The organism is Prochlorococcus marinus str. SB, from assembly GCF_000760115.1.
Taxonomy (GTDB): Bacteria; Cyanobacteriota; Cyanobacteriia; order PCC-6307; family Cyanobiaceae; genus Prochlorococcus_A; species Prochlorococcus_A marinus_D.
In genome coordinates this window covers 93,051-118,644 of record NZ_JNAS01000002.1, presented here as the reverse complement: position 1 = coordinate 118,644, position 25,594 = coordinate 93,051, and the positions used below count along the sequence as shown (strand labels likewise).

At 33.4% G+C, this 25,594-nt stretch carries 29 protein-coding genes; 17 read left to right on the top strand and 12 right to left on the bottom strand.

Features of this window, described 5'->3' with window-relative positions:
- Positions 1-42 precede the first annotated feature (42 nt).
- Positions 43-1,266 (top strand): site-2 protease family protein, encoded by a 1,224-nt coding sequence (locus tag EV02_RS05615; RefSeq protein ID WP_032519378.1) that lies wholly within the window; start codon positions 43-45, stop codon positions 1,264-1,266.
- Between the two features lie 12 nt (positions 1,267-1,278).
- Here the strand turns inward: EV02_RS05615 and EV02_RS05620 are convergent, their stop codons facing one another.
- Positions 1,279-1,980: a lipoyl protein ligase domain-containing protein gene (locus EV02_RS05620; RefSeq protein WP_052043482.1), complete on the bottom strand. Its 702-nt coding sequence runs from the start codon at positions 1,978-1,980 to the stop codon at positions 1,279-1,281.
- 138 nt (positions 1,981-2,118) lie between these two features.
- Here EV02_RS05620 and psaM point away from each other — a divergent pair, with 138 nt between their 5' ends.
- From psaM to EV02_RS05630, 3 genes are all read left to right on the top strand, one after another.
- Positions 2,119-2,223, top strand: coding sequence for a photosystem I reaction center subunit XII (gene psaM / locus EV02_RS0108695; protein ID WP_025945794.1), 105 nt, complete (start codon positions 2,119-2,121; stop codon positions 2,221-2,223).
- Between the two features lie 265 nt (positions 2,224-2,488).
- On the top strand, positions 2,489-2,656 hold the full coding sequence (locus EV02_RS09740; protein WP_241433704.1) for a hypothetical protein: 168 nt from the start codon (positions 2,489-2,491) through the stop codon (positions 2,654-2,656).
- 54 nt (positions 2,657-2,710) lie between these two features.
- Complete coding sequence (locus EV02_RS05630) at positions 2,711-3,715, top strand: protochlorophyllide reductase (RefSeq protein ID WP_032519376.1); 1,005 nt, start codon at positions 2,711-2,713, stop codon at positions 3,713-3,715.
- Positions 3,716-3,721: 6 nt separating this feature from the next.
- Here EV02_RS05630 and bchL read toward each other — a convergent pair whose 3' ends face one another.
- The 4 genes from bchL to EV02_RS05650 all read right to left on the bottom strand — a co-directional run bounded on the left by bchL (position 3,722) and on the right by EV02_RS05650 (position 8,158).
- A complete protein-coding gene (gene bchL, locus EV02_RS05635; protein WP_032519374.1) occupies positions 3,722-4,609 on the bottom strand; it encodes a ferredoxin:protochlorophyllide reductase (ATP-dependent) iron-sulfur ATP-binding protein in 888 nt (295 codons plus the stop codon).
- Between the two features lie 189 nt (positions 4,610-4,798).
- Positions 4,799-6,370: a ferredoxin:protochlorophyllide reductase (ATP-dependent) subunit B gene (locus EV02_RS05640; RefSeq protein WP_032519371.1), complete on the bottom strand. Its 1,572-nt coding sequence runs from the start codon at positions 6,368-6,370 to the stop codon at positions 4,799-4,801.
- Positions 6,371-6,375: 5 nt separating this feature from the next.
- Positions 6,376-7,632, bottom strand: a complete 1,257-nt coding sequence (locus tag EV02_RS05645) for a ferredoxin:protochlorophyllide reductase (ATP-dependent) subunit N (protein WP_032519368.1) — start codon at positions 7,630-7,632, stop codon at positions 6,376-6,378.
- A 157-nt stretch (positions 7,633-7,789) separates the two neighbouring features.
- Positions 7,790-8,158, bottom strand: coding sequence for a hypothetical protein (locus EV02_RS05650; protein WP_032519366.1), 369 nt, complete (start codon positions 8,156-8,158; stop codon positions 7,790-7,792).
- A gap of 97 nt (positions 8,159-8,255) precedes the next feature.
- Here EV02_RS05650 and EV02_RS05655 point away from each other — a divergent pair, with 97 nt between their 5' ends.
- Positions 8,256-9,026, top strand: a complete 771-nt coding sequence (locus EV02_RS05655) for a microcompartment protein (protein ID WP_025914364.1) — start codon at positions 8,256-8,258, stop codon at positions 9,024-9,026.
- Between the two features lie 6 nt (positions 9,027-9,032).
- Here EV02_RS05655 and rdgB read toward each other — a convergent pair whose 3' ends face one another.
- Positions 9,033-9,617 (bottom strand): RdgB/HAM1 family non-canonical purine NTP pyrophosphatase, encoded by a 585-nt coding sequence (rdgB, locus tag EV02_RS05660; RefSeq protein WP_025924291.1) that lies wholly within the window; start codon positions 9,615-9,617, stop codon positions 9,033-9,035.
- Between the two features lie 327 nt (positions 9,618-9,944).
- On the opposite strand from rdgB, the gene EV02_RS05665 reads away from it, so the two are divergent.
- From EV02_RS05665 to EV02_RS05695, 8 genes are all read left to right on the top strand, one after another.
- Positions 9,945-10,256 (top strand): BMC domain-containing protein, encoded by a 312-nt coding sequence (locus EV02_RS05665; RefSeq protein ID WP_002807869.1) that lies wholly within the window; start codon positions 9,945-9,947, stop codon positions 10,254-10,256.
- 69 nt (positions 10,257-10,325) lie between these two features.
- Positions 10,326-11,741, top strand: coding sequence for a form I ribulose bisphosphate carboxylase large subunit (locus tag EV02_RS05670; RefSeq protein ID WP_011862567.1), 1,416 nt, complete (start codon positions 10,326-10,328; stop codon positions 11,739-11,741).
- A gap of 89 nt (positions 11,742-11,830) precedes the next feature.
- Positions 11,831-12,172 (top strand): ribulose bisphosphate carboxylase small subunit, encoded by a 342-nt coding sequence (locus EV02_RS0108690; RefSeq protein ID WP_011862568.1) that lies wholly within the window; start codon positions 11,831-11,833, stop codon positions 12,170-12,172.
- A gap of 90 nt (positions 12,173-12,262) precedes the next feature.
- Positions 12,263-14,557 (top strand): CsoS2 family carboxysome shell protein, encoded by a 2,295-nt coding sequence (locus tag EV02_RS05675; RefSeq protein WP_032519364.1) that lies wholly within the window; start codon positions 12,263-12,265, stop codon positions 14,555-14,557.
- Between the two features lie 7 nt (positions 14,558-14,564).
- The gene (locus tag EV02_RS05680; RefSeq protein WP_032519363.1) at positions 14,565-16,094 is read left to right on the top strand and encodes a carboxysome shell carbonic anhydrase; all 1,530 of its coding nucleotides are present in this window, start codon (positions 14,565-14,567) and stop codon (positions 16,092-16,094) included.
- A gap of 2 nt (positions 16,095-16,096) precedes the next feature.
- Entirely contained in the window at positions 16,097-16,354 is a 258-nt protein-coding gene (locus tag EV02_RS05685) for a carboxysome peptide A (RefSeq protein WP_032519361.1), read from the top strand.
- A gap of 13 nt (positions 16,355-16,367) precedes the next feature.
- A complete protein-coding gene (locus tag EV02_RS05690) occupies positions 16,368-16,616 on the top strand; it encodes a carboxysome peptide B (protein ID WP_011376112.1) in 249 nt (82 codons plus the stop codon).
- 73 nt (positions 16,617-16,689) lie between these two features.
- A complete protein-coding gene (locus EV02_RS05695) occupies positions 16,690-16,929 on the top strand; it encodes a 4a-hydroxytetrahydrobiopterin dehydratase (protein WP_032519359.1) in 240 nt (79 codons plus the stop codon).
- Between the two features lie 6 nt (positions 16,930-16,935).
- Here EV02_RS05695 and EV02_RS05700 read toward each other — a convergent pair whose 3' ends face one another.
- The 3 genes from EV02_RS05700 to gloB form a co-directional block, all read right to left on the bottom strand.
- On the bottom strand, positions 16,936-17,163 hold the full coding sequence (locus EV02_RS05700) for a DUF3136 domain-containing protein (protein ID WP_032519358.1): 228 nt from the start codon (positions 17,161-17,163) through the stop codon (positions 16,936-16,938).
- A gap of 85 nt (positions 17,164-17,248) precedes the next feature.
- The gene (locus tag EV02_RS05705; protein ID WP_032519357.1) at positions 17,249-17,641 is read right to left on the bottom strand and encodes a Rid family detoxifying hydrolase; all 393 of its coding nucleotides are present in this window, start codon (positions 17,639-17,641) and stop codon (positions 17,249-17,251) included.
- A gap of 24 nt (positions 17,642-17,665) precedes the next feature.
- A complete protein-coding gene (gene gloB, locus EV02_RS05710; protein ID WP_032519356.1) occupies positions 17,666-18,406 on the bottom strand; it encodes a hydroxyacylglutathione hydrolase in 741 nt (246 codons plus the stop codon).
- Positions 18,407-18,446: 40 nt separating this feature from the next.
- Here gloB and hisG point away from each other — a divergent pair, with 40 nt between their 5' ends.
- From hisG to EV02_RS05725, 3 genes are read left to right on the top strand one after another with little or no spacing between them, the layout of a single operon-like run.
- Positions 18,447-19,085, top strand: a complete 639-nt coding sequence (hisG, locus tag EV02_RS05715; RefSeq protein ID WP_032519354.1) for an ATP phosphoribosyltransferase — start codon at positions 18,447-18,449, stop codon at positions 19,083-19,085.
- Positions 19,086-19,097: 12 nt separating this feature from the next.
- A complete protein-coding gene (locus tag EV02_RS05720) occupies positions 19,098-20,894 on the top strand; it encodes an ABC transporter ATP-binding protein (protein ID WP_032519353.1) in 1,797 nt (598 codons plus the stop codon).
- Positions 20,894-21,424: a GNAT family N-acetyltransferase gene (locus tag EV02_RS05725; protein ID WP_032519351.1), complete on the top strand. Its 531-nt coding sequence runs from the start codon at positions 20,894-20,896 to the stop codon at positions 21,422-21,424. The genes EV02_RS05720 and EV02_RS05725 overlap by 1 nt, the downstream gene beginning before the upstream one ends.
- Here EV02_RS05725 and EV02_RS05730 read toward each other — a convergent pair whose 3' ends face one another.
- Positions 21,425-22,108 (bottom strand): TIGR04283 family arsenosugar biosynthesis glycosyltransferase, encoded by a 684-nt coding sequence (locus tag EV02_RS05730; protein ID WP_032519350.1) that lies wholly within the window; start codon positions 22,106-22,108, stop codon positions 21,425-21,427.
- 5 nt (positions 22,109-22,113) lie between these two features.
- A complete protein-coding gene (locus tag EV02_RS05735; RefSeq protein ID WP_032520436.1) occupies positions 22,114-22,725 on the bottom strand; it encodes a TIGR04282 family arsenosugar biosynthesis glycosyltransferase in 612 nt (203 codons plus the stop codon).
- A 189-nt stretch (positions 22,726-22,914) separates the two neighbouring features.
- On the opposite strand from EV02_RS05735, the gene dnaA reads away from it, so the two are divergent.
- Positions 22,915-24,309: a chromosomal replication initiator protein DnaA gene (gene dnaA / locus EV02_RS05740; RefSeq protein WP_032519349.1), complete on the top strand. Its 1,395-nt coding sequence runs from the start codon at positions 22,915-22,917 to the stop codon at positions 24,307-24,309.
- A gap of 8 nt (positions 24,310-24,317) precedes the next feature.
- Here dnaA and EV02_RS05745 read toward each other — a convergent pair whose 3' ends face one another.
- The gene (locus tag EV02_RS05745) at positions 24,318-25,547 is read right to left on the bottom strand and encodes a glutathione S-transferase (RefSeq protein ID WP_032519348.1); all 1,230 of its coding nucleotides are present in this window, start codon (positions 25,545-25,547) and stop codon (positions 24,318-24,320) included.
- Positions 25,548-25,594 lie beyond the last annotated feature (47 nt).

Here is a 25,594-nt window from a genome sequence, read left to right as displayed (position 1 = left end):
ATGTAAAATTAATATTATTGCTAAATATAGCGGAGATTATTTTTGAGAAGTTGGCAAATTTTTAAAATATGGGGAATTCCCTTTAATGTTCATCCTTATTGGTTTGCTATTCTCTTTTTATTCTCATGGAGTATAAGTAATCAGGTTAATTTAACTTCAGGTGATATTTATAATATTAGAGAATCTTGGATTATAGGATTTTTAACTTCTTTTTTCTTATTATCTTCAATTATTTTTCATGAGGTTTTTCACACTTTTGTTGCACTCAATCAGGGTGTAAAAATAAAAAAAATTACTTTTTATTTTTTAGGAGCAATTTTACAAATAGATAAGTATTGTCAAACTGCTTTAGGTAATATAAAAATTGCAGTTGTTAGACCTCTTTTATGTTTCTTTACAGCATCTATCCTACTTTTAATTAGTAATAACAGCGCATCTCAAGAACTAATAGCAGTTAATATAATTTCTAGAGTAGGTATATTTAATTTATTCTTTGGCTTCTTAAATTTGATTCCAATTGGTTCTTTAGATGGGGGGAATTTATTAAAGAGTATTATTTGGCATTTTTCAGGGAGTAAAAATAAAGGAAGAAATTTCCTCAACAAAGTAAATTTATTATTATCTTTTTTTGTTTTATTTTTTGGGATAGTTAGTTTATTTAGATTTAACTTTTACTTTGGTTTTATTCTTTCTTTTTTGGGCTTGTTTGGAGTTAATTCTTCAAAATCTGAAAGTCAATTTTTTAAAATTGAAAATATACTTAAATTTAGTAAAGTATCTGAGATCAAACTAAAGCCTTTGAGGAAACTTGAATACGATTCAAATTTCTCAGAATTTAATAAATTAATAAAAAATAAGAAGGATGCATCGGATAAATATTTTTTTGTTACGAATAATGGTAGATGGACCGGTTTTGTTGATGAAAGTATTTTAAAAACTGTTTCCTTAAAAAAATGGGAACGGAATTTTGTTGGAGATTTTAAGAAACCAATCGATAGTTTTGAAAGTGTATCTTATGACGATAAATTATGGATAACTATAGAAAGACTTGAAGCAACAAATGAAGGTTTTTTATTGGTTCTCAATGCTGCAGATATCCCTTTGGGGATAATTGATAGGTCAAAAATTGGAAACTTTGTATTGAATAAATTAGGTTTTAATTTGCCTTCAGATATTATTAACAAATTAAACTTTAAAAATCATTATCCCTTAGGAATTGAATTGCCTAAAATAATAAATTCAATGAAGCAGAAAGGAGATCTTTAATAATTCTTGTTATTAAAATTTTCTATTTTTATTATCTATGGCAATATTTTTGAAATTTATATTTGATTTATTTTTCAAGAACGAATTTCTCAAATGTTGAACTATTTCATCATTTGTTAGTTTTAAATTTACTTTGGGTGGAGCTTCTTCTTTGAATAATTTGAACCACAAATCTCTTGAAGGATTTGTTTGAATTTCTCCATGTTGAAGGAATGCACCTTTTTTACGAAATTGAGCACTACCTATTCTCTTAAACCCATCCTGATCAACTAAATCAGAAATTAATGAAGTCCCAAAACAATTTGTTTTAATGCCTGATTTTCGTAAATTACCATATTGTAAGTTTAGACCTAATTCTTTAAAACTTTTAATTAACCAACTATTAACCATTTCATAACTTAAGACTTTATAGTAAGTTTTTTTAAAAGTTAATGCATATGTTATTCCTCCTGAGTGCAGAACAGCTCCCCCTCCAGAGGGACGTCTGACAATATTAATTTCCCCATTTGACAATAAATTTTTCCAATGAAGAGGAATTTCCTTCTGGTGATAGCCAATTGAAAGCCAATCCCCAGTCCAATAGTAGAACCTTAATGTGAGAATTATTTCAGGATTCGAAATTGTCTGATCTAAAGAATTTAAATCTAAAGCCATTTGATCAAATCCAGATAAATTATTTGTTGAAAAAATTAAAGCCTGATTTTCAATTCCCAAAATTAACTTTGTTAGGTTTATTTATGATAATTTTCAATAAATTTTTTCTTTCAATTTGTTAATTACGTAACATCATTTTGTAATAGTGTTTCAAATCTTCTCTTTTCGGTAGAGAATATAGAAAATGATTTTTTTACCATGGAGCCATCTCAAACAATAAATCTTATTGCATTAAGCCTCATTGTTGTTATGCATGCAGGAGTACTAGCATTAAGACTAGGAATTAGTTTAGGTAGGAACTAAATTTTATTAGAAAATTTAAAATTTGTAAGGTAATAATAAACTAAGACTGAATTGATTTATTCAGTAAAAATATCAAGAACTTAATTTGTCAAAATCTTTTTATAAAAATAGTATTTTCCACAAAAAATATTTAAGGTCTGTATTTATAAAAAGACAACAGAAACACGATAATTTTGTATCATTGATTTTTTTAATTATAAAAATTAGCTTTTCCCTTCTAGCAATAATAAGCCTGATTAAGCTTGGCTATAGTTCTAAAGTAAGGTTGACCAGATTAAGGGAAATTCAAGACTCATTTTTATACGAAAAACATAGATTTAATGTTTTAACAGATAAGCTTGATGATTTATTCTCTTCTGAAGGTCAGCAAAGATTTATGAAGGATCAGGATCAAATAATTTCTAGGGACATTATCAGAGTAATATGGCGTTGATAAGGATGATCTTTAATCATTCTACTTTTCATTTTCCAATTAACTTTTTTGCTAGTGAGTAAGAACATTAAGGGTTTAGTCCTAATAACAGGAACAACTTCAGGAGTTGGATTAAACACTCTAAAACCTCTTTTAAGATTTGGATGGGAGGTAATAGCTGTTAATCGATCAAACAAGAGAGCTATAAAAATAGCTGAGGAATCCTTGACAAAAGAGGATGTTAAAAATGTTCACTTTATAGAAATAGATCTTTCTGACTTGGATGATGTAAGAAAAGGTTGCGATGAAATATTAGAAAGATTTAAGAAGCCAATAAATTCTCTTATTTGTAATGCAGCAGTTTATAAACCGAGACTAAAGAGACCTGAAAGGTCTGCTCAGGGGTTTGAAAACTCTATGGCAGTAAATCATTTTGGGCATTTTCTTCTGATAAACCTACTTATGGAAAATATTTTATCTTCTGAAAGAGAAATTGTTTTAAATGGCAAATCAACTGTATTCAAGCCAAGAATTACAGTATTAGGAACTGTTACGGCTAATTATTCAGAACTTGGAGGAAGGATCCCTATTCCTGCTCCAGCTGATTTGGGAGATTTATCTGGATTCAAAAATGGTTTTTTATCTCCAATAAGTATGGCGAATGGAAAGAAATTTAAACCTGGTAAGGCTTATAAGGATAGTAAACTTTGCAATATGGTGACCGTTCAGGAATTATCAAAAAGATATCCTGCAGATAAAATTACTGTAAATTCTCTATATCCTGGATGTGTTGCTGATACAAAACTTTTTAGAGATACACCTTGGTTATTTAGATTCCTTTTCCCGATATTTCAAAAATTTATAACAAAAGGATATGTTTCACAAAGACTGGCAGGAGAGAGGGTCGCTCAAGTGGCAACTTATAAGGAATTTGCTAAACCATCAGTCCATTGGAGCTGGGGAAATCGTCAGAAAACTGGCAGAAAAGCTTTCTCTCAAAAATTGTCAAAAAGAATAATTGATACTAAGACCTCTCAACAAACTTATGATTTAACAAGCCAATTGGTTGGATTAGATTAATTTAGACTAATCAAATCCTAATAAATCAAAAATTTCTCTATCTTTAAGTGGATTTCCTTCTAAAGGTTCTACTTTTTCAAGCATATTTTTGGCAAGAGATAAATATTCATTCTGAACTTCAATAACATCTTCAGTTGGTTCCATTTCAAAAATGGTACATTTTTTTAGTCTTGATCTTCTAATGGCGTCGACATCTTTAAAATGGGCCATAGTTTTTAAACCTGTTCTTTCATTGAATTTATCAATTTGATCTGTTTCTTTTGATCTATTTGCTACTACCCCTCCTAATCTGACTTTATAATTTTTTGCTTTTGCTTTGATTGCAGAGACAATTCTATTCATAGCGAATATTGAATCGAAGTCATTAGCAGTAACAATTAGACAGTAATTAGCATGTTGCAATGGAGCTGCAAATCCTCCGCAAACGACGTCTCCTAGGACATCAAAAATAACAACGTCAGTATCTTCTAATAAGTGATGTTCTTTTAATAGTTTAACTGTCTGACCGGTTACATATCCACCGCACCCTGTCCCAGCAGGAGGGCCTCCACTTTCGACGCACATTACGCCATTAAAACCTTCAAACATGAAATCGGTTGGCCTCAATTCTTCGCTATGAAAATCCACTTCTTCGAGAATATCTATAACTGTAGGAACCATTTTGTGCGTCAAAGTGAAAGTGCTATCGTGTTTCGGATCACATCCAATTTGTAGAACCTTTTTACCTAATTTTGAGAATGCTGCAGAAAGGTTTGATGATGTAGTTGATTTTCCGATGCCACCCTTCCCATAGACGGCAATAACTAAAGCCCCTTCTTCAATATTTATTTTTGGATCTTGCTTTACTTGAACACTTCCTTCTCCATCAAGAGGTCTATTTATAGTACTTGTCATTTAAAACTTAAAACACATTATTATTTATATTCTTGCAGCGCAAATACACATGAAATATGTTTCTAAACAAATATGTATTTAATTGTATTAAAAGTGTGAAATATGTTCTTATAACTGAATTTTTAGGATTAAATCTATTAGACTATGAGTGAAAATACTCATGACTTAATTATATTTTATTAGTAAAAGTTAACTGAAATATGCTTTGGCATCGTAAAGAGTTTCATCACTTATCTCTGGAATTCCTCTCAAGATTGCGTATTTTTCAGTATTTGTTTTAACTTTACCTCTTACAAAAAATGGAACTTTTGTTAATTCAGCTCTACCAGATTCAGTCCAGATAATTCCCTCTTCACTATTTTTTTCTTTTTTCTTGTCAGAATTTAAAGTGTTATTTGTGTTTGTCGCTGTATGTCCTAAATGGCTTTGATGACCATCAACAAACTCAAAGTCATGTTTGAACATATCAATAAGATGCTCTTCCAAACCCATCATTAGGGGATGTACCCAGTCATCAAAAATCACATTTGCTCCTTCCCATCCCATTTGAGGGCTATATCTTGCAGGAACATCTTGAACATGCATTGGAGTACTAATTACTGAGCATGGAATGCCGAGTCTTTTTGCACTATGCCTTTCCATTTGGGTCCCTAAAACTAGTTCAGGGGCAGCCTTTTTCATGGCATCTTCCACTTCTAGATAATTGTTAGTTATCAGAGCTTCTACATTAAGATCTTTTGCAGTAGCTCTTACTTGCCTAGCCATTTCCCTGCTGTATGTTCCAAGACCCACTACTTCAAAACCCAATTCTTCCTTAGCAATTTTGGCTGCTGCAATTGCATGAGTTCCATCACCAAAAATAAAAACTCTTTTACCAGTTAGATAATTAGAGTCAACTGATTTTGAGTACCAAGGAAGTTTTGATTTATTTTCTAATTCTTCTTTATTCGTTAAAGGAAGATCTAATTTCTCATGAACTTCATTTATAAATTCAATTGTATTTTTTATTCCAATAGGAATAGTATTCGTATATTCCATTCCAAAGTTCCGTTTAAGCCACTCACATGAAGCTTCAGCAATTTCTTGATAAAGACAGATATTTATTTCAGCATCAATTAGTCTTTCAATATCATCAGGACTAGCACCTAAAGGGGCAACTACGTTTGTATCTATACCTTGTTCCGAAAGTATGCGTTGGATTTCGATTACATCATCTCTGCATCTAAATCCTAGTAATGAAGGGCCAAGTATATTAACTTTTGGCCTCCTGCCTAATTCCCTCCACCTAAGGGGATTTATTTTGTCTGAAGAACTTACTTTTTCTTTTAAAAGGGTTCTTATTAGTTGATAAAAGGTTTCTGAGGCCCCCCAATTTTCTTTCTTGCTATAAGCAGGTAATTCAAGATTAACAATCGGCATATCAAACCCCATCCCTTTCGCAAGTGCTCCAGGTTGGTCTTGGATAAGTTCTGCTGTACAACTTTCTCCGACTAAAAGAGTTTTGGGTTTGAATCGTTCAACCGCTTCCTTAATATTTTTCTTCACTAATTCTGCTGTATCGCCTCCAAGGTCTCTAGCCTGAAAAGTTGTATAAGTTACTGGAGGCCTTTGCCCCCTCCTCTCGATCATGGTAAAGAGAAGATCTGCATATGTATCTCCTTGGGGGGCATGAAGCACATAATGAATGTCTTTCATTGATGAGGCAATTCTCATAGCACCAACATGTGGTGGTCCTTCATACGTCCAAAGAGTTAATTCCATAGTTTTTAATGCGTTACTAAAGTTTTTGAAGTTAGTATTTGATTTCTTTTTAAAGGTTTGGAGAAGAGACCAGCTAAATCTGCGGCTTGATCAATTCCATGAATTGGACTGAATACCATTTCTATTGACCACTTAGTACTAATCCCCTCTGCCTCAAGTGGGTTAGCTAAACCCATGCCACAAACTACTAAGTCTGGATTAGATTCTCTCACTCGATCTAATTGTTTCTCTACATGTTGCCCTTCAACAATTTTTGTATTATCAGGTAATAAATTAATCTCCTCTTTCATTAAATCCTTATTTAGGTAAGGAGTGCCTACCTCTATAAGATCCATTTCGCATTCATTATGCAAAAATCTTGCCAAAGATATCTCTAGTTGCGATTCAGGAAGAAGAAATAATCTTTTCCCCCTAAGTATTTCTTTGTGTGAATCAAGAGCAAGTTTTGCTCTATTGATTAAAGGCGAAATAATTTCATGAACTTTAAGTTCACTAATTTTGAAAGCTTTAGCAGCAGCTAAAAACCATTTTGTACTGCCTTCGATACCTAGAGGAAATGGAGCTGAAATTATTTCACAACCCCGATGTTTGAGGTCTCGTACCGTATCACTTAAATAAGGCTGAGTTAATAATACTTTTGTATTTTTGCCAATCTTTGGTAATTCTGTTGATTGCCGTGGTGGAAAGCTCTCAATATTTGAAATTCCTAAATTTCTAAAAATCTTTTTAAACCTATCCTCTACATTATTTGCGAGAGTCCCAACTAATAATAATTTTTCCTCATTTGATGACTCCATTAATGGAATTAAAGCTTTTAAGGCGCCATCCTCTCCTTGGGTAAAAGTTGTTTCTATCCCACTGCCAGAGTAATTAACGAATCTTACTTGACCTGAAAATCTTTTATTTAATTTCTCCGCGACAGTTGCAAGATCTAATTTAATTACTTCACTTGGACAAGATCCAACTAGAAAAAGAGTTTTTATTTCGGGTCTTCTTGCAATAAGATCATTAACTACTCGATCTAATTCTTCATGAGCGTCAGCAAGACCAGCTAGATCTTTTTCTTCAAGAATAGCTGTCCCAAATCTTGGCTCAGCAAAAATCATAACTCCAGCGGCGCTTTGAATTAAATGAGCACATGTCCTCGAACCTACTACCAGAAAAAACGCATCAGGCATTCTTCTGTGGAGCCAAACTATTGAAGTTAAACCGCAAAAAACTTCCCTAGGTCCAGTTTCCTTATTAAATTCAACTTTACTCATTAAAAATTTTCAAGAGCTTATATTTCAAGCTTGCATAAACTTTTTAATTTAAGAAAGTAATTAATAAGTTCTCTTACAAAATGAACACATTTAAAAAACTTATATGAATGTTTAAATACTTAAATGGGAATTATGAAAAAAACTTTTTGGGCGTATTTTAATTCCTGTAGAAGGAATTTCCTTGACTTGTTTTTGAGATTTTCCATACATTTCTAGCTATTTTCGTTGCTAATAATCCTGCTCTTTCTAACTTAGATTTTCCGGGCTTTGCCCCAATTAAAGCTGTCACTTCTGAAGTAGTTAAAGGTGCTCCAGTATTTATAGCTAATTGGGTTAACTCCAATCTATCTCTAAGGTTCTTAAGATTTACTTTCTCAATTTTATCTTCTTCTAACCAGCTAAAAGATGGGTCTTTCTGAGATAGTTTTTGCATCAGGCTTAGGCTAACTAATCCAAGAGTTTGATCAGGAGTTAATTCTTTTTCAGTACCAGAAACAGTTGGTTCTTTTTTTTGAGAAGTTCCCATAAAAATGCATATCTTTTACTTGAAGTTATCGTTTTGTGGTAAGCATGCAAGTAAATTTAATAGAAAAAATGAACCATTATCCGTTATAGTCGCCTCAATGGAACCAACTTCTAGCTTAAACAGAGGGGAACGAAAAAAGGGGAGTTCTCTTGTCACAGGATCTGAGGTGCAATCTCAGGCCAGTGGTGCTAGCTGTTTTATTACTACTGATTCAGAAAAGTCCTTGGTATCCAGACAAGCAAGTCAAGTTGAGCAAATTGAGTTAAGAACTTATGTTTTTTTAGATTCTCTGCAACCTCAATTAGCCGCATATATGGGAACTGTTAGTAGAGGTTTTTTACCTATTCCTGGTGATTCATGTCTTTGGATGGAAGTTTCACCCGGGATGGCTGTTCATAGAGTTACTGATATTGCCCTAAAAGCAAGTAATGTGAGACTTGGTCAGATGATTGTTGAAAGGGCATTTGGATCTCTTGCTCTTTACCATAAAGATCAAAGCACCGTTTTACATTCTGGAGATGTTGTTCTAGATGCTATTGGGAGTGAAGTTAGAAAAAGAACAAAACCTGCTACGAGTTGGACTGAAGTTATTCGAGCAATTACTCCAGATCATGCAGTTTTAATAAATAGACAAAACAGAAGTGGATCAATGATTCAATCTGGAATGAGCATGTTTATTTTAGAAACTGAACCAGCTGGTTATGTTTTAAAAGCAGCTAATGAAGCTGAAAAGGCATCTAATATAACTGTTGTTGATGTTAAGGCAGTTGGGGCTTTTGGTAGATTAACTCTTGCAGGGAAAGAAGGGGATGTAGAAGAGGCTGCAGCTGCTGCCATAAGAGCAATTGAAGAAATTTCAAATTATTGAGAATTTTTAATTTAAACCAATTTCTTTTTTGAGGTAAGGTGACATAATTTTGGCGGCTTTACCTCTACTACCTAATTTATTTAGTTGTGATTGTGATAGCTCACCGTAAACACAGTTAGCCTCTTTTACCCAAAAAATAGATTCGAATTCACCATTTGGATATTTGGGGTTCTTAAGAATTTCTCCCCAGCATATTCCTGTTGTATCTTTTACTAAATTTCCTGAGGGATCGCACAAAACCATGCAACTTATAAATCTTGCACTCCTGTAAGGACTATCAGAAAGTTCATTAATTAATTTTTTAATTTTCTCATCATTATTTTTGGCATATCGAGCAGAATAAATTCCTGGTCGACCATCTAAAACATCTACTTCAAGTCCCGAGTCATCAGCTAACGCCCAAGTTTTAGTCTCTAAAGCCGCTGCTTTTGCTTTTAGAAGTGCATTCTCAAAATATGTGTTTCCAGTCTCTTCGACATTTAAATATTTTGGTTGTTTCTGAACCTTTAAAGACAAAACATCCAGCATCTCTGAAATTTCAGATACTTTTCTTTGATTGCCACTAGCAATAGTTAGAACTGGAAGGTTCAAAATAACAAATAAATTTATTGTGAATATTATCTTACTTCAAAGCTTGATACGGAGACAGGAAAGGTTGAACATTCCACACCTGTGTAGACAGGGCCTGTCTCGTACGGAAATAACATAATGTAAATTTTTTCTTAACACAACTGTATGTTTTGATGCACTAACTAATTTGCATAAGTATTGACATATCAATAGTACCAAGGGTGATAAGTTTAACTTATGAATGATAGAAAAAACATTAATGGAGATTTTGTCGAAAACGCTTGACTTATAAGTACTTAATGAAGCATTCTTCGAATTGAACATTCCACATTTAGTATTTAGTAGACAATGGCTACAGAAACAATGGGTATCGCTCTCGGCATGATCGAGACACGCGGACTTGTACCTGCAATCGAAGCAGCAGACGCAATGACAAAGGCAGCAGAAGTTCGCCTGATTGGTCGTGAATTCGTTGGTGGCGGTTATGTCACAGTATTAGTTAGAGGAGAGACAGGAGCAGTTAACGCAGCTGTAAGAGCTGGTGCTGACGCTTGTGAAAGAGTTGGTGACGGTTTAGTTGCAGCTCACATTATTGCTCGTCCTCATAGAGAAGTTGAACCTGCTCTAGGTAACGGTGAATTTCTTGGTCAAAAGGACTAATTAAGTAAAGCAAGATTTATAAATTTTGCACAATAATTATTTTCCCTACACAGACCTAAATTTATCCTTATGAGTAAGAAGTATGACGCAGGGGTAAAGGAGTACAGAGATACCTACTGGACTCCAGAATATGTACCCCTAGACACCGATTTACTAGCCTGTTTTAAATGTACAGGTCAGGAAGGTGTTCCAAGAGAAGAAGTTGCAGCAGCTGTTGCAGCTGAATCTTCAACAGGTACTTGGTCAACAGTTTGGTCCGAGTTACTTACAGACTTAGAATTTTATAAAGGACGTTGTTATCGAATCGAAGACGTTCCTGGAGATCCTGAAGCTTTCTATGCTTTTATTGCATATCCTTTAGATCTTTTTGAAGAAGGCTCAATTACAAACGTATTAACATCTCTTGTAGGAAACGTTTTTGGATTTAAAGCTCTAAGACATCTACGTCTGGAAGATATTAGATTCCCAATTGCTTTCATTAAAACTTGCGGTGGTCCACCAAACGGAATCGTAGTTGAAAGAGATCGACTTAACAAATACGGAAGACCTCTACTTGGTTGTACCATCAAACCTAAATTAGGATTATCTGGTAAAAACTATGGTCGAGTTGTATATGAATGTCTTAGAGGCGGTCTTGATTTAACGAAGGATGATGAGAATATTAATTCTCAACCATTCCAACGTTGGAGAGAAAGATTTGAGTTTGTTGCAGAAGCAGTTAAGCTTGCTCAGCGGGAAACTGGAGAAGTTAAAGGTCATTATCTAAATTGTACTGCTAACACTCCTGAAGAACTCTACGAAAGAGCTGAATTTGCAAAAGAGCTAGATATGCCAATCATCATGCATGATTATATAACTGGTGGTTTTACTGCAAATACTGGATTAGCTAATTGGTGTCGTAAAAATGGCATGCTTCTGCATATTCACAGAGCAATGCATGCTGTTATTGATAGACATCCAAAGCATGGTATTCACTTCAGAGTTCTTGCAAAATGTTTGAGACTTTCTGGAGGAGACCAATTACATACTGGAACCGTTGTTGGAAAACTAGAAGGTGATCGTCAAACAACTCTTGGTTATATTGACAACTTAAGAGAGTCATTTGTTCCTGAAGATAGATCAAGAGGTAACTTCTTTGATCAAGATTGGGGTTCAATGCCTGGAGTATTTGCAGTCGCATCAGGTGGTATCCACGTTTGGCATATGCCTGCACTTCTAGCGATCTTTGGGGATGATTCCTGCCTTCAGTTCGGTGGAGGAACACATGGTCACCCATGGGGTTCAGCTGCTGGAGCTGCAGCTAACAGAGTTGCATTAGAAGCTTGTGTAAAAGCTCGTAATGCTGGTCGCGAAATCGAAAAAGAGAGTAGAGACATTCTCATGGAAGCTGCTAAGCATAGTCCTGAATTAGCTATTGCTCTAGAAACTTGGAAGGAAATTAAGTTTGAGTTTGACACTGTCGACAAACTTGATGTTCAGGGTTAACTCAAGTTTCGAAATTGAGGAGATTTATTCTCCTCAGACTTATTAAAATCTCGTTTTTACGAGTACTTTCATTCACATTTTGATTAATTATGCCTTTCCAGAGCACAGTAAGCGACTATCAAACAGTTGCAACCCTGGAAACATTCGGTTTTTTACCACCGATGACCCAGGAAGAAATATATGACCAAATTGCGTACATAATTGCTCAAGGTTGGAGTCCAGTTATTGAGCATGTTCATCCAAGTGGATGTATGCAAACTTATTGGTCTTATTGGAAACTCCCATTCTTTGGGGAAAAAGATCTTAACTTGATCGTGAGCGAATTAGAGGCATGCCATAGAGCATACCCTGATCATCATGTAAGAATCATCGGATACGATGCTTACACTCAAAGTCAAGGAACAGCTTTTGTAGTTTTCCAGGGACGTTAAAGCTACTTTTCGTAGTTAATATCTTTCTCCAAAAATTTTTTTGGAGAAAGTTTTTCAAAAGTCTTTTTAAAGAATTTAAACTTGAAGATCATGTCAAAAAAAACCAGTAGAGAGATTGCACTTGAAAGAAGAAAGGCGATGAGTGATAGCGGTAAAAAAGCTGCTGCTTATTCTTCAACTACCAAAGATAGAGTTCGATCTTCTCAAGATATACAGATTTCTGGGACTCAGTCTTCTCCTAATAATCATAATATTTCTAAACCAGCTACAAAACATATTCCAAAAACTCAGGTAAACATAAATTCTTCAACAACTTTATCTAGTAAAGAGTTAGTAATAGAGAGAAGAAAAGCAATGTCTACCCATGGGAAATCAGCTATAACTACATCCGATAGAACCCGCACTGATGTTAAAAAAGAAAGTCCTGTAAACACAGTTAAATCAACTATAAGTAAAAATCAAGAAATTCATGATTCAACTAGTACAGAATCTAAGTCCCTAAAACCCAACGTTAAGAGAAGAATTAATCAGAAGAGAAAGCCTATTACTAATACAAGTAGAGATATTGTTTTGGCGAGAAGAGAAGCTCAATCTAAACATGGTAAATCTGCTACTAAACAAAATACTAGTGCCGCTTCATTAGCTAGAAGGGGAGACCCAGATTTAAGTAGTAGAGAAATTTCTCAGAGAGTGAGAGAGCTAAGAAGTAAAACTGGTGCTACAGGCAAAAAAGGTAATGGTAAATGTAGACCATGTGGTCCAAACAAAAATGGTGCCAAACAAAATATTGCAGATGCTAGCTGGAAAGTTGGTAAAAGTGAAACTGATTCAGGTCAAATAGTTACTGGAACTCAAGCTAATAGATCTGTAAAAACTACAGGTAATGAAGCAAGTACATGCAGAACTGTAACTGGTACCCAATATATGGGAACAGAAGTTACTGATCAATTTTGTCAAGATAGACCAAGTTACAAACAGCCACTTAGATCTACTGTTACCTCTACAACATCAGGTAATAAAGTAACTGGAAATGAAGTTGGTAGATCTGATAGGGTCACAGGCGATGAGCCAGGGACTTGTAAAAACCTTACGGGTACTGAATATGTATCTTCTAATCAATCGCAGAAGTATTGTGGTGATGTCCCAAGAAATCCTTCAAAGATTAAACACAGCACTACAACCGATGGATTAAAAGTATCTGGATCACTACCTGGTAGATCAACCCTAGTTACTGGAGATGAATCAGGTGCTGGACGTCAATTAACTGGAGATCAATATCTTGGCTCTGAGCCAAATCCAAAAGGTAAAGCATTTGAAAAAGTAGGCAGTTACAACACTCTTAATGGGAATAATGTAACTGGTACAGGGGTTGGGAGATCAGACCATATGACAGGTAATGAACATGGGAGTTGTAAGAATGTAACTGGCGATGAGTACATAGGATCTCAACAATATGAGAAGTTTTGCGGTTCAAAACCAAAACCAGAAGCTAGAAAAGTAGGTTTAAGCCTTTCTTCAAAGTCAAATTTAATAAGCGGTACTATGACAGGAAGATCAGAAATAGTAACTGGAGATGAACCAGGTTCATGCAAAGTGTTAACAGGAACACCATACGCAGGCTTAGATCAGATTAATGAAAATTGTAGTACTGAGATTTCAGAAGATATGAAATCCCGAGCAACAGTTAATTCTGGAAATAATTCAAATGCCAGACTTACAGGACAGCAACCAGGAATTGGAGGAGTAATGACAGGTGCTAAGAAAGGTGCTTGTAAAAATCTAACAGGGACTCCCTATGTTGGTGGAGATCAGCTCTCACAAGCTTGTGATAATCCTGCACATGATGCGGCTTATGCTAATCCGGAAAAGTCGGCAGGTAACTCTTGGAAGGAATTCTCTGTTAAATCACCATCAAGAGATAAATATTCTGAAAAAAATACTCAAGGTGTTACAGGTAATGAATATGAAAATGGTTCAAAGGTAACAGGACCTTTTGATATGGCAGTTGATAAGGTCACTGGCACTGAAAAATTTAGATTTGAACCGAATAAAAATATTACTTATAAACAAAAAATGGAAATTGAAGAGGTAGACCGTGCTGCAAAGACACCAGAAAAAAGAGTCGCATCAAGAATTACTGGAGAAGGCCAATCAGTTGGAAACGTAACTGGTGATGATTGGGATCGCGGTGATAAGGTAACAGGTACAGAAGGAGCTTCTTCTAGAAAACGAAATCCATCAAGAGCAGGATTCATGAGTGCAATGCCTCCTATGGAAGTTAAAAGGAATGAGGAAACAGAAAAACCAGATTTCTTGATAACTGGATCTAGTGGTAATACTCGTGAAGGACAACTTGTTACCTTTTCAGGTGGTGCAAGAGGTTAAGTAAATAATGCCTTTAAGAGGACTGGCTAAAGCCAAGAACTTCACATTGGGGCCAACAGCTCCAATGAAAACTTTTACTGAAAATATCCACATACAAACTAAAGAATCAAATAACCTCCGAAATTCTGGAAAGTCTCATATATTAACCAATAATATTCAAAATGAAAATCTGTTTAGGTATGAAAGCAAAATAAAAAGTGATTTTGACGAAATTGTTCCAACTCTCAAGGAAATTGCTCGAATTCAACATCACGAAGATTTTATAAATAAGGCTCAGAAAATATCAAGAAAAAATTTGGGAATAGATTTACCTCTCCATATATTAGATAAATCTTGGGTTAAACCTCTTGATATGAGAGCTTTATATGCATGGTGTGCTTTTAAACAGCATGATAAACTTAGCGGCAATTTTTTTAACAATGATCCACTTGAAGGTGCTGCTGGAAGTAGGGATGCGGAAGACTTTGAAAAATTTCTCTTAGATTGTGGAATACATTTACTTGATATAACTCCTTGTTCAGATGGAAGATTAGCTCATTCAGTTGCTTATGTGATGAGAATACCTTTTAGTTCAGTAAGAAGAAGATCTCATGCTGGAGCACTGTTTGATATTGAAAATACAGTTAATCGATGGGTAAAAACTGAACATAAAAGATATAGAGAGAATGTTCCTAATGAAGCGCATAAAGATACAAGGTACTTAAAAGTTGTAACTTATCATTTTAGTTCAGTAGATCCTTTGCATCAGGGATGCGCAGCTCATGGGAGTAATGACGAGTTAGCTGCAGCAGAAGGTAGAAATAAATTATATGCTTTCAAAGAGGCTGTAGAGAATAGCTTTTGCTGCGGAGCTTCTGTGGATTTAATGTTAATTGGACTTGATACAGACACTGATTCATTAAAAATACATTTATCAACTAGCGATGGCGGAATAGATTTAGAAAAAACTATTTCTACTTTAGAAATTTATAATTCAACAATGAATTTTTCAAAAGAGGATGCGGAAAGAGAAATTTGCCAGACAATTTCTAAGCAATCTTCAAAAGATAAACTAAATGGACTGGAAAAATTTACGTACAAATTAATTGTCAATAATATTTCTCAAATTGATTATGTTAAGAGTTTTCATAATGGTTCTTACAAAGATATTGGACATGCAGAGAGGTTTATTGGAGTAGGAATAGGTTTTAAAGAAGTACATCTCAGAAATTTAACTTATTTTGCTCATTTAGATACAGTCGAAGAAGGGGCTCCAGATTTAGATGTAGGAGTAAAGATTTTTACTGGATTAAATGTTTCTCAAGATCTACCTATTCCGGTAGTAATAAGATTTGATTACTCTGGGAAAGTCCCAGGCGCAAAAGAGAGGGCAATAAATGATTGTGAAAGAGTTAATAATGCGATATCAATTAGATATAAAAATTTAGTTGATCAAGGGTTGTTACACACTTGCTCTACTATTAGAGATAGGGACAACATTCATTCCGCCCAAATTATTGGAATGTCTTTAGATAAAAAAACAGAGGAGGCTCACTAGTTATGTTAATTTGTAAGGTTGTAAAACCACTTGTATCAACTAATAGGATCCCTGGTTTTGAACACAAACATCTTCAGGTTGTATTGGATGGTTCGTCAAAAAAAGTTGCTGTAGATGCTGTTGGCTGTAAACCAGGAGATTGGGTTATTTGTGTTGGAAGTTCTGCTGCTAGGGAAGCTGCAGGAAGCAAATCTTATCCAAGCGATTTAACGATTGTTGGAATAATAGATCATTGGGATCCTGATAACCCAAAAATCTAGGAGAATAGAAATTATGGAAATAATGAAGGTTCTGGGAAGGATGGTATGTACTCAAAGAGTCGCAGGCTTAGGTCACATGAATTTAAGAATTTTAGAAAATAATAAAGGAAAGAAATTAGTCGCTGTTGATCCTGTTGGTGCTAGAGAAGGGAACTGGGTTTTTACTGCTAGTGGCTCTGCGGCTCGATTTGCATGCCCTAATCCAGAAGTTCAAACCGATTTAACAATTGGCGGTATTATTGATTATTGGGAGAGTGATTAAAAATTTAACTTCAAAAATTTATTGAGAAACTTTGTTGAATGTATAGTGTAATTAGTGTTGTATAAGGAATTTAATGTGGAATGAAAGAGAATCACCTTTGAGGATTGAAAAAAGATTTGAATTTGAGCAATACTCAAAAATTAGTAAATTTATGGAGAAAATTGAGAAATTATGCAAAGAAAAGGATATTTATCCTAATATCAGCTTCGGTAAGAATTTTGTAAGTCTTTCAATATTTTTAGATAATAAAGAAATATCAGAGAGGGAAAAAGACTTTTCAAAGGATATTGATAAGTTTTATTTAGAAGATTAGTTCTTTTTAATAACTATTTGGCTTCGCAATATCTCTTTTGATTAAGGCCATTAAATATGTGGGGGCTTTATATCTACTAGGTAAACATCTATTTAAAGTTTCAAGATGACTCCAACACACTGTCTTTTCAATATCTTTAACTGAGTTACCTTTTAAAATTAATAGTCTAAGAGCTTTGCAAAATAAAGGATAACCTGCCTCTAGTTCATCTATATTAAGCTTTGCTGCTGACATAGATCAATGATGAATTGTCAACTAATAATCTATACAAATATGGTGCACAATTGGTTCATATTTCAAATTTCTCAATAATTAGAAATTAATCTAGAAATGCGACGCAATCTATCTCAACTAAAACTCCTTTTGGTAAAGATGAAACTTCCACACAGGCCCTTGCGGGAGGATTTTCAATATTAAAAAAATCACTATATATTTTATTTACAATTTGAAAATTATTTAAGTCAGTTAAGTAAATAGTTGTTTTTATTACATCCTCTTTTTTCGCTCCACCAGCTTCAAGAACTGCTGCGAGATTTTTTAAAACTTGAATAGTTTCCTTCTCTATATCACCTAAACATGTTATTTCATTTAAAGCTGGGTCCATAGCAATTTGACCAGAACAATAGATAAAATCCCCAGCTTTTATTGCTTGATTATAAGGTCCGACAGGGTCTGGAGCATTTGATGTTTTAATTACTTGTTTGGAGGACATTTGTTTATGGAGATACCTATCTATTTAAACCCATATATCTTTATTTGCTCTTAAAAAAGTAAATTCTTCTAAATTTTTTGCTCTTAAGAAAAGGTTTATTTTCATCTCTTCATCAAGTAAAAATGGAATTGTCAATTCATTAAGAGAGAGTTTTTTTTCAACTTCCGAAAGTTTATTTTTTATATCTTGATCTTTTGGCTTGAGATTCAATGCCCACAATATATTTCCCTTTGTATATTCATGTGCACAATATATGAGAGTATTTTTTGGTAAGGATTTGATTCTTTCTAGTGAAGAATACATTTGTTGATAAGTTCCCTCAAAAATTCTTCCACAGCCTCCAGAAAATAATGTGTCACCAATAAAAAGAACAGGATTTTCCCCATTCAAAAAGAAGGCAATATGTGAGCTTGTATGACCTAATACTTCAATTATTTTTACCTCTTCCCCTAAAATGTTTAAAGTTTCTCCATCTTCAACAGATACATTTTGAAAAGGGATTCGCTTTTTTTCTTTGGAGGAAGCAATCACCTTTACATTTGGCCATTTTTCAATAAGAGACTTCGTCCCTCCAATATGGTCTGAATGATGATGAGTTTGCAAAATAGCTTCTAAGTGAAAATTGTTTTCATTTATATATCTAATAACTGGTTCGTGAACAGATGGATCTACAACTACAACGGATTTATCTTTTACCAACAACCAAATGACGTTATCACTTAAAACTCTAAGTCCGATGATATTTCGAGCTTTATTAAATTCCATTGTTAAATTAGAATGAAGAATCCTAGGAAGAAATTGACCTATGATTACTATAGCTTTACCAAAAGGAGCTCTGTTAAAAGATTCAATTTCAACTTTTAAAAAAGCTGGGTTAGATTTCTCTAATGCGTTGGAAGAAAATAATAGATCATTAACCTTTGAATCAAATTGCAAACGGGCAAAAGCTCTATTAGTAAGAAATGGAGATGTGCCTGTTTATGTAAGTTATGGTCAGGCTGATTTGGGTATTGTTGGGTATGACGTTTTACGAGAATCTGAATTAAAAGTCGCAAAATTATTAGATTTAGGATTTGGAGGTTGTCATATGTCGTTGGCGGTTAAGAAAAATAGCAATTATTTTAAACCAACTGATCTTCCAGCGAATTGTAAAGTAGCAAGTAAATTTATAAAAACAGCAAGATCATATTTTGAAGAATTAAATATTCCTGTAGAAATAGTTCATTTGACAGGATCAGTCGAGCTTGGTCCAATTACAGGTATGGCAGAGGCAATAGTTGATTTGGTGGCAACCGGCAAGACTCTCAAAGAGAATGGTTTAATTAAAATAGATGATCTTTATTACTCGACTGCAAGGCTAATTGGAAATCCTTTATCTATGAGGTTAGATGATAATCATCTCAGAGATACAATTTTATCAATAGAATCAACTAATGCTTTGTAGAAGATTAGCTAAATGTTTTTTAAAGATTTTAGAAGGATTAAAAAGTTAGGTAAATATTTAACTAAAGATAAAAAAACAATCTATCTAATATTGATAGTTTTATTACCTGTTTCTTTCTCTGGAGCTATTCAACCATTATTAGTTGGTCAAGCAATTACTATTCTAAAAAAAGAAACTACAGATGTTTGGCTAAGTAAAACTTTCTTTGGACAGTCGATAAATGCCATTATCGTAACTTTATTTATAACTGTTTTATTTAGATTACTTCTGCAGGGATACCAAACTTACAATATCCAAGCAGTGGGACAACGTTTGACAGCAAGAATAAGAAAAGAACTTTTTGATCATTCAATATCTTTATCTCTTAAGTATCACGATAAAATGCCTGTGGGGAAGTTATTAACAAGATTAACAAATGATGTTGATGCTTTAGCCGAGGTTTTTGGTAGTGGGGCAGTTGGAGTAATTGCTGACTTCGTTAGTCTGATAGTAATTTCTTTGACAATGCTTTCAATTGATCGGGGGCTTGCCATTTTATTACTTTTGACTCAAATCCCAGTTTCATATTTTATTATCTGGCTTCAAAAACGTTACAGAAGAGCCAATTATCAAGTAAGGGAAGAATTGTCTCAACTAAACTCTGATTTTCAAGAGAATCTTCAAGGTTTAGAAGTCGTTCAGATGTTTAGAAGAGAGGCTTTTAATAGCAAGAAATTTTCCAAAACTGGAGTTGCTTATAAGAAAGCAGTTAATGGAACAATATTTTATGACAGTAGTATTTCGGCTTTTATAGAATGGATTTCTCTTGCTGCAGTTTCCTTGGTTTTGGCAGTTGGAGGATATCTTGTTACTTCTGGAAATATTGGTTTAGGAACATTAACAACTTTTATTTTATATTCTCAAAGACTTTTTGAGCCTTTGAGGCAACTTGCAGAAAGATTTACTCAAATACAAGGAGGTTTAACAGCTGTAGAAAGAATTAACGAATTATTGGATGAAGAAATACAGATTAAGGACTCTACATCCGCAAAACAGTTTTTAGAAAATGCTACAAATGTAAATAAAAAATTTAATGGCAAAATTGAGTTCAAGAATGTTAATTTTTTCTACAACGCAGGAGAACATATTATAAAGAATTTATCTTTCAAGATTAATCCAGGTGAGCATGTGGCTTTTGTAGGTCCAACTGGTTCAGGTAAGACAACAATAATAAGACTTTTGTGTAGATTGTATGAACCTCAATCGGGTCAAATTTTAATCGATGATATAGATATTAAAGATCTTCCTATTGCAACTCTTAGAAATATGTTGGGAGTAGTTTTGCAAGATACCTTTATCTTTAGTGGAAATGTTGCAGATAATTTAAAACTGAATTCGAATCTAGACAATCTTGAATTAGAAAATCTTTGTTATGAATTAGGGTTAGATAATTTGTTAAAAAAATTACCAAAAGGTTTGAATACTTCACTAAGAGAAAGAGGGGGAAATCTCTCTTCTGGAGAGAGACAACTTCTTTCCGTAGCTCGAGTAGCGATTAGAAATCCTGTTGTTTTAATAATGGACGAAGCAACAGCGTTTATGGATCCCTCTACAGAGGCTACTTTGCAGAAGGATCTGGAGAGAATTCTTTCAAAAAGAACAGCATTAGTAATAGCTCACAGATTAGCAACTATAGAAAGTTCTGATAAGATTTTAGTCTTGAAAGGGGGATCATTAGTTGAGGAGGGAACACATAGTGAGTTAAGACTGAAAAAGGGTTTATATTTTCAGCTCTCTGAGCTTCAACGAAAGGGATTCGTGAATTTTTAATGATTTTTAGAAACCAAGGATCGTTAATAAAAAAATCAAACAGTATATCAAAGGATGAGCTGATAGATCTCTATGGTTTAAATTCTTATGAGTTCACTCAAACAACTAAAGAAGAAATATTTGTATGTAGTAAAAATAAAGATTTAGATCTAATAGAACTAGATCAACTTTTGCAAACTGTTGGTTGGAGCAGAAGACCTATAAGGAGGGTAAAAAGAGCTTTAGATTTCAGTATTTTGGTGGTTGGGTTATGGCGTCATGATGATAAATTTCCCAGACTAGTTGGATTTGCAAGATGCACTGGCGATGGAATTCTAGAAGCAACAGTTTGGGATGTGGCTATTAACCCTGTCTATCAAGGACTTGGATTGGGGAAAGAGATAATGAGATATGTCCTAAAAGAATTGAAAAATATTGGTATTTCTAAAGTAACCCTTTTTGCTGATGCTGACGTGGTTTCATTTTACAAAAGACAAGGTTGGAGTTTAGAACCTAGAGGAACGAAATGTGCTTTTTGGTATGCAAATTAATCATTTTTTGTAGTAGTCAGAATATATTGATTTTAACGATTCGCCTTTTAACCATCTTCTTCTAAAGTGCCAGTTCTTAATTGCTTGGAGAAAAATATTAGTTCTTTCCCATTTCCTTGAACTTATAAAAATAGGAAAATTTAATTGTTTTAAATCTTTTTTTTTGTTTAATCTCATTAAAAAATCTACATCTTCCATCAAAGGTATATTTCTAAATCCATTATTCTTAAAATAGATTTTTCTATGAATTATTAAACCTTGATCACCATACGGTTGTTTAAAAAATTTACTTCTAATATTCACGAGAATTTCGAGGACTCTATAAATTATCTTTTTGTGATTAATTTTGAATTCAAAATAGTAAATAATATTCTTGTTTCCCTTTAAAAATGAGTTTATTTTTTTAAACCAATCATAAGTTAATCTTGTGTCTGCATGTAAAAATATGAGCCACTCTCCTTTTGAATTTTTAGCTCCAATATCTAATTGTAGTCCTCGATTCCTTTCTTTGGATATAAATACTTTTGCCCCATAAATATTTGCTATATCAATAGTTTTATCTTCACTTCCACAATCAACAATTATGATTTCGCCCTCTTTCTGAATACTTGACAAGTCTGAAAGCAATAATGGCAAATTATTAGCTTCATTAATAGTTGGAATAATAATTGAGATTTTTGACAAGTCGATTACTTTCTATTTTCAATATCAATAAGTGTATCTATATCAATTTTTTTATCTAAAAACTTATATCTTAATTTTGTTGAAGCAAAATTATCAATTGTATTTTGAAGAACATTTTCTGTCCCCCACTTTATGTTTATAAAAGGTAAATATATATGCGATGACATTATTTTTTCTGATAAACCAATAAGCCAATATCCTCCATCATTAGATGGTCCTAAAATAAGATCATTTTGTTGAAGTTCTTTTAGAGTATTCAATAAATCTTGATGGCATAAATCTGGAAGGTCAGTACCAATAAAAATAATATTTTTGATCTTATGTCTTGCACAAAATTTTTTGTTGATAATTATTTGCCTTTTCATTTTTTCTCCCAAGCAGCCTTTCCCCTGTAAATTAAATTTTTTGATGCCTAATTCTCTAGTCCATCTTTTACAGTTACCTACCCCCAAACCAGATATAGCAATAGAAATATCAATTAGTTTATTTTCTTGGAGAAATTTTGCAACTGAAATAGTGTGATTGGTCATTACACTTTGAACCTTCGCAGAATTACTTTTACCTATATCTTTAGATAATCTTGTTTTGCATCTTCCAAAAGCATGCCATTTTGCCATGATAATAAGTAATGCTTTATCCAAAAATTTATTGCGATTTAAAATAATTATATGCCTATAAAAAATAAAATTTTTCTTTTAAATTAACATGATGGTTTGTTAAGTAATTTTAAATTTGTCGTGATCTTGTGATTTCCTAATGGCCAATTATTAAATTCCAACTAGATTAATAATCTAGAGAATAAAATTTTGCAAGCAATTAATCCTATTTGGACGGAAGTCCAACAATCACTTCAGAAAACTTTAAGTAAGCCTTCATTTGAGACATGGATAAGGCCTGCTAAATTTAATTGTTTTGAAAATGGCTTATTAACTTTAATTGCTCCAAATACATTTTCCAGTGATTGGTTAAGAAAGAATTATTGTCAAACTATCGAAAAGGCTGCAACAGAAATATGCGGCCATGATGTAAAAGTTGTTTTTAAATCTGAAACAAATATAAGCAGCGATTCGACAAATAAAGAGAACCTAGATGAACAGATTGTGAATCATAAAACAAAATCATTTCCTAATAATAGTCAAGATATCTCTTCAAAAAATCGATCCAAAAATCCCAACGGTCTAAATTTACGCTACGTCTTTAAAAGATTTGTTGTAGGTCCAAATAGTAGGTTAGCTCATGCAGCGGCTCTAGCAGTTGCCGAATCACCCGGGAGAGAATTTAATCCATTATTTATTTGTGGTGGAGTAGGTCTCGGTAAAACTCATTTAATGCAAGCAATAGGCCATTATCGAGTAGAAATAGATCCAGAAGCAAAAGTTAAATATGTATCTACAGAAACTTTTACTAATGATGTTATTAGTGGTATTCGAAGAGATGGAATGACAGCTATTCGAGATAAATACAGAAATGTAGATTTGATTTTAATAGACGATATACAATTCTTAGAAGGTAAAGAGTATACACAGGAAGAATTTTTTCATACTTTTAATGCTCTTCACGAATCAGGAAGTCAAATAGTTATTGCAAGTGATAGGCCACCAAATCAATTGTCGGGAATTCAAGAAAGATTAATTTCTAGGTTCTCAATGGGCATGACGGCAGATATTCAACCACCTGATCTTGAGACGAGGACAGCCATCCTTCAAAAAAAAGCAGAACAAGAGAGGATGAGTCTTCCAAGAGATTTAATTCAATTTATAGCAGGTAGATTCACTTCGAATATTCGAGAATTGGAAGGAGCATTTACTAGAGCTGTTGCATTTGCATCAATAACAGGCTTGCCAATGACAGTCCAATCAATTGCTCCAATGCTTGATCCGAATAGTGTTGGAGTAGTTGTTACTCCAAAACAAGTTATTAATAAAGTGTCAGATTTCTTTAAAGTTTCTACTGATGAATTGATCAGTTCAAGTAGGAGAAAACCAGTAAGTCAAGCTAGACAAATAGGTATGTATCTTATGAGGCATGGGACGGATCTAAGCTTACCAAGAATTGGAGATGAGTTTGGGGGCAAGGACCATACAACAGTAATGTATGCTATTGAACAAGTTGAAAAAAAATTATCTATTGATCCAAATATTGCAAGTCAAGTTCAAAAAATAAGAGATTTACTTCAAATAGATTCAAGAAAAAATTTATAGTTTTACTATTAACTAGAAATGAAATTTATAGGATCTTGATCATATCTATGCCTTAAAGGTAACTTATCTATTTCATTGATATCACTGAGCGATTCAATTCTATTTAATGATTGCCTTAATAACCTTGCTGAAATGATTGGCATATCTCTTGGAACTGAGATTCTATTTTTTAAGTATCTTAAAGAGATTCCTGAAAGTTTTTTAGGGACTAATACTTCACCTGTGATCATATGGCTCAAAGCTGATCTCAATGATTCGTCAAAGGATTCTTTATTGTATGGGTTTACTTTTAGTAAATTGTCTTTATGCTTTATCACTCTTTTAAGAGCAATTGTTGCATAATATTTTGACTCATAATTTTGGTTATATTCATAATTACCTAAACCCTCCCCAGTATCTATTAGCTTTGAGAAAGTAATCTGTTGTTCATTTCTTTCTTTATAGCATCCTCCCATTTGTGGGGGTAAATCATGAGAATGAGTATGAAAATCTCCTTGAGTGCCTCTATAAGCACTTGTTCCCTCAAAAAGGGTAAGCCAGTTATCTACATGACGATAATTAGATCTTAAATTAAACCCTTTATAATAAATAAGTGATGCATTCATTCTCTCCATATAGGGAATAAAAATTATATCTCCAACACCAGGCTCTATATCACCCGTGTTAGAAACTGATGGATCAACAAACCCTGATTTTGAGCTATGTAAGATTTCATCGAGTTTAGAAATGGATTCTTTAAATCTTTTTTTTCTAAAAGAGTTATCTATAAAATTAAAGCTTTCTCGGCAGAGCCAATCACACCAGGATCTGAAAATTTCTCTTTCTAACTCTCGAATTTTGATAAGGTGAGAAGATGTAATAAAAGATCCAAGTGCTCCAAATTCATTTTCTAAAAAAGCTATGATATCGTCGCTTTCAGTTATAAATTGTCCTTTAAATTCAATTGCAGGTAATTTCCCCGATCTGACTTTTTCAAGGAACCAACTTTCTTTTTGGCCGTAACAAAACATATTTATTTTCTTGACTCTGTATGGAATTTTTCTAAATTCAAGCCATAACCATATCTTCTGACAGTAAGGACACCAAGAATGCCTATCCCTATAGAGGGTAACTAATACATCATTTTCACTATGTCCAAATAATCTTAAATTTGTGTAGGAATTATTTATACCATGGACTCTATCAAGATCTTCAACTTCAAATTTATTTAAATCATCCCATGTCAAAATCTCATTCATTATTTGAATTAAAGCTATAAACTAACGTTATAATAATTGATTAAAAA

Excerpts from the sequence above, each read along its gene's own strand:
- psaM (WP_025945794.1), top strand. The coding sequence starts at position 2,119 with ATGGAGCCATCTCAAACAATAAATCTTATTGCATTAAGCCTCATTGTT.
- bchL (WP_032519374.1), bottom strand. The coding sequence starts at position 4,609 with ATGACAAGTACTATAAATAGACCTCTTGATGGAGAAGGAAGTGTTCAA.
- EV02_RS05640 (WP_032519371.1), bottom strand. The coding sequence starts at position 6,370 with ATGGAATTAACTCTTTGGACGTATGAAGGACCACCACATGTTGGTGCT.
- EV02_RS05645 (WP_032519368.1), bottom strand. The coding sequence starts at position 7,632 with ATGAGTAAAGTTGAATTTAATAAGGAAACTGGACCTAGGGAAGTTTTT.
- EV02_RS05650 (WP_032519366.1), bottom strand. The coding sequence starts at position 8,158 with ATGGGAACTTCTCAAAAAAAAGAACCAACTGTTTCTGGTACTGAAAAA.
- EV02_RS05655 (WP_025914364.1), top strand. The coding sequence starts at position 8,256 with ATGGAACCAACTTCTAGCTTAAACAGAGGGGAACGAAAAAAGGGGAGT.
- EV02_RS05665 (WP_002807869.1), top strand. The coding sequence starts at position 9,945 with ATGGCTACAGAAACAATGGGTATCGCTCTCGGCATGATCGAGACACGC.
- EV02_RS05670 (WP_011862567.1), top strand. The coding sequence starts at position 10,326 with ATGAGTAAGAAGTATGACGCAGGGGTAAAGGAGTACAGAGATACCTAC.
- EV02_RS0108690 (WP_011862568.1), top strand. The coding sequence starts at position 11,831 with ATGCCTTTCCAGAGCACAGTAAGCGACTATCAAACAGTTGCAACCCTG.
- EV02_RS05675 (WP_032519364.1), top strand. The coding sequence starts at position 12,263 with ATGTCAAAAAAAACCAGTAGAGAGATTGCACTTGAAAGAAGAAAGGCG.
- EV02_RS05680 (WP_032519363.1), top strand. The coding sequence starts at position 14,565 with ATGCCTTTAAGAGGACTGGCTAAAGCCAAGAACTTCACATTGGGGCCA.
- EV02_RS05685 (WP_032519361.1), top strand. The coding sequence starts at position 16,097 with ATGTTAATTTGTAAGGTTGTAAAACCACTTGTATCAACTAATAGGATC.
- EV02_RS05690 (WP_011376112.1), top strand. The coding sequence starts at position 16,368 with ATGGAAATAATGAAGGTTCTGGGAAGGATGGTATGTACTCAAAGAGTC.
- EV02_RS05695 (WP_032519359.1), top strand. The coding sequence starts at position 16,690 with ATGTGGAATGAAAGAGAATCACCTTTGAGGATTGAAAAAAGATTTGAA.
- EV02_RS05700 (WP_032519358.1), bottom strand. The coding sequence starts at position 17,163 with ATGTCAGCAGCAAAGCTTAATATAGATGAACTAGAGGCAGGTTATCCT.
- EV02_RS05705 (WP_032519357.1), bottom strand. The coding sequence starts at position 17,641 with ATGTCCTCCAAACAAGTAATTAAAACATCAAATGCTCCAGACCCTGTC.
- gloB (WP_032519356.1), bottom strand. The coding sequence starts at position 18,406 with ATGGAATTTAATAAAGCTCGAAATATCATCGGACTTAGAGTTTTAAGT.
- hisG (WP_032519354.1), top strand. The coding sequence starts at position 18,447 with ATGATTACTATAGCTTTACCAAAAGGAGCTCTGTTAAAAGATTCAATT.
- EV02_RS05720 (WP_032519353.1), top strand. The coding sequence starts at position 19,098 with ATGTTTTTTAAAGATTTTAGAAGGATTAAAAAGTTAGGTAAATATTTA.
- EV02_RS05725 (WP_032519351.1), top strand. The coding sequence starts at position 20,894 with ATGATTTTTAGAAACCAAGGATCGTTAATAAAAAAATCAAACAGTATA.
- EV02_RS05735 (WP_032520436.1), bottom strand. The coding sequence starts at position 22,725 with ATGGCAAAATGGCATGCTTTTGGAAGATGCAAAACAAGATTATCTAAA.
- EV02_RS05745 (WP_032519348.1), bottom strand. The coding sequence starts at position 25,547 with ATGAATGAGATTTTGACATGGGATGATTTAAATAAATTTGAAGTTGAA.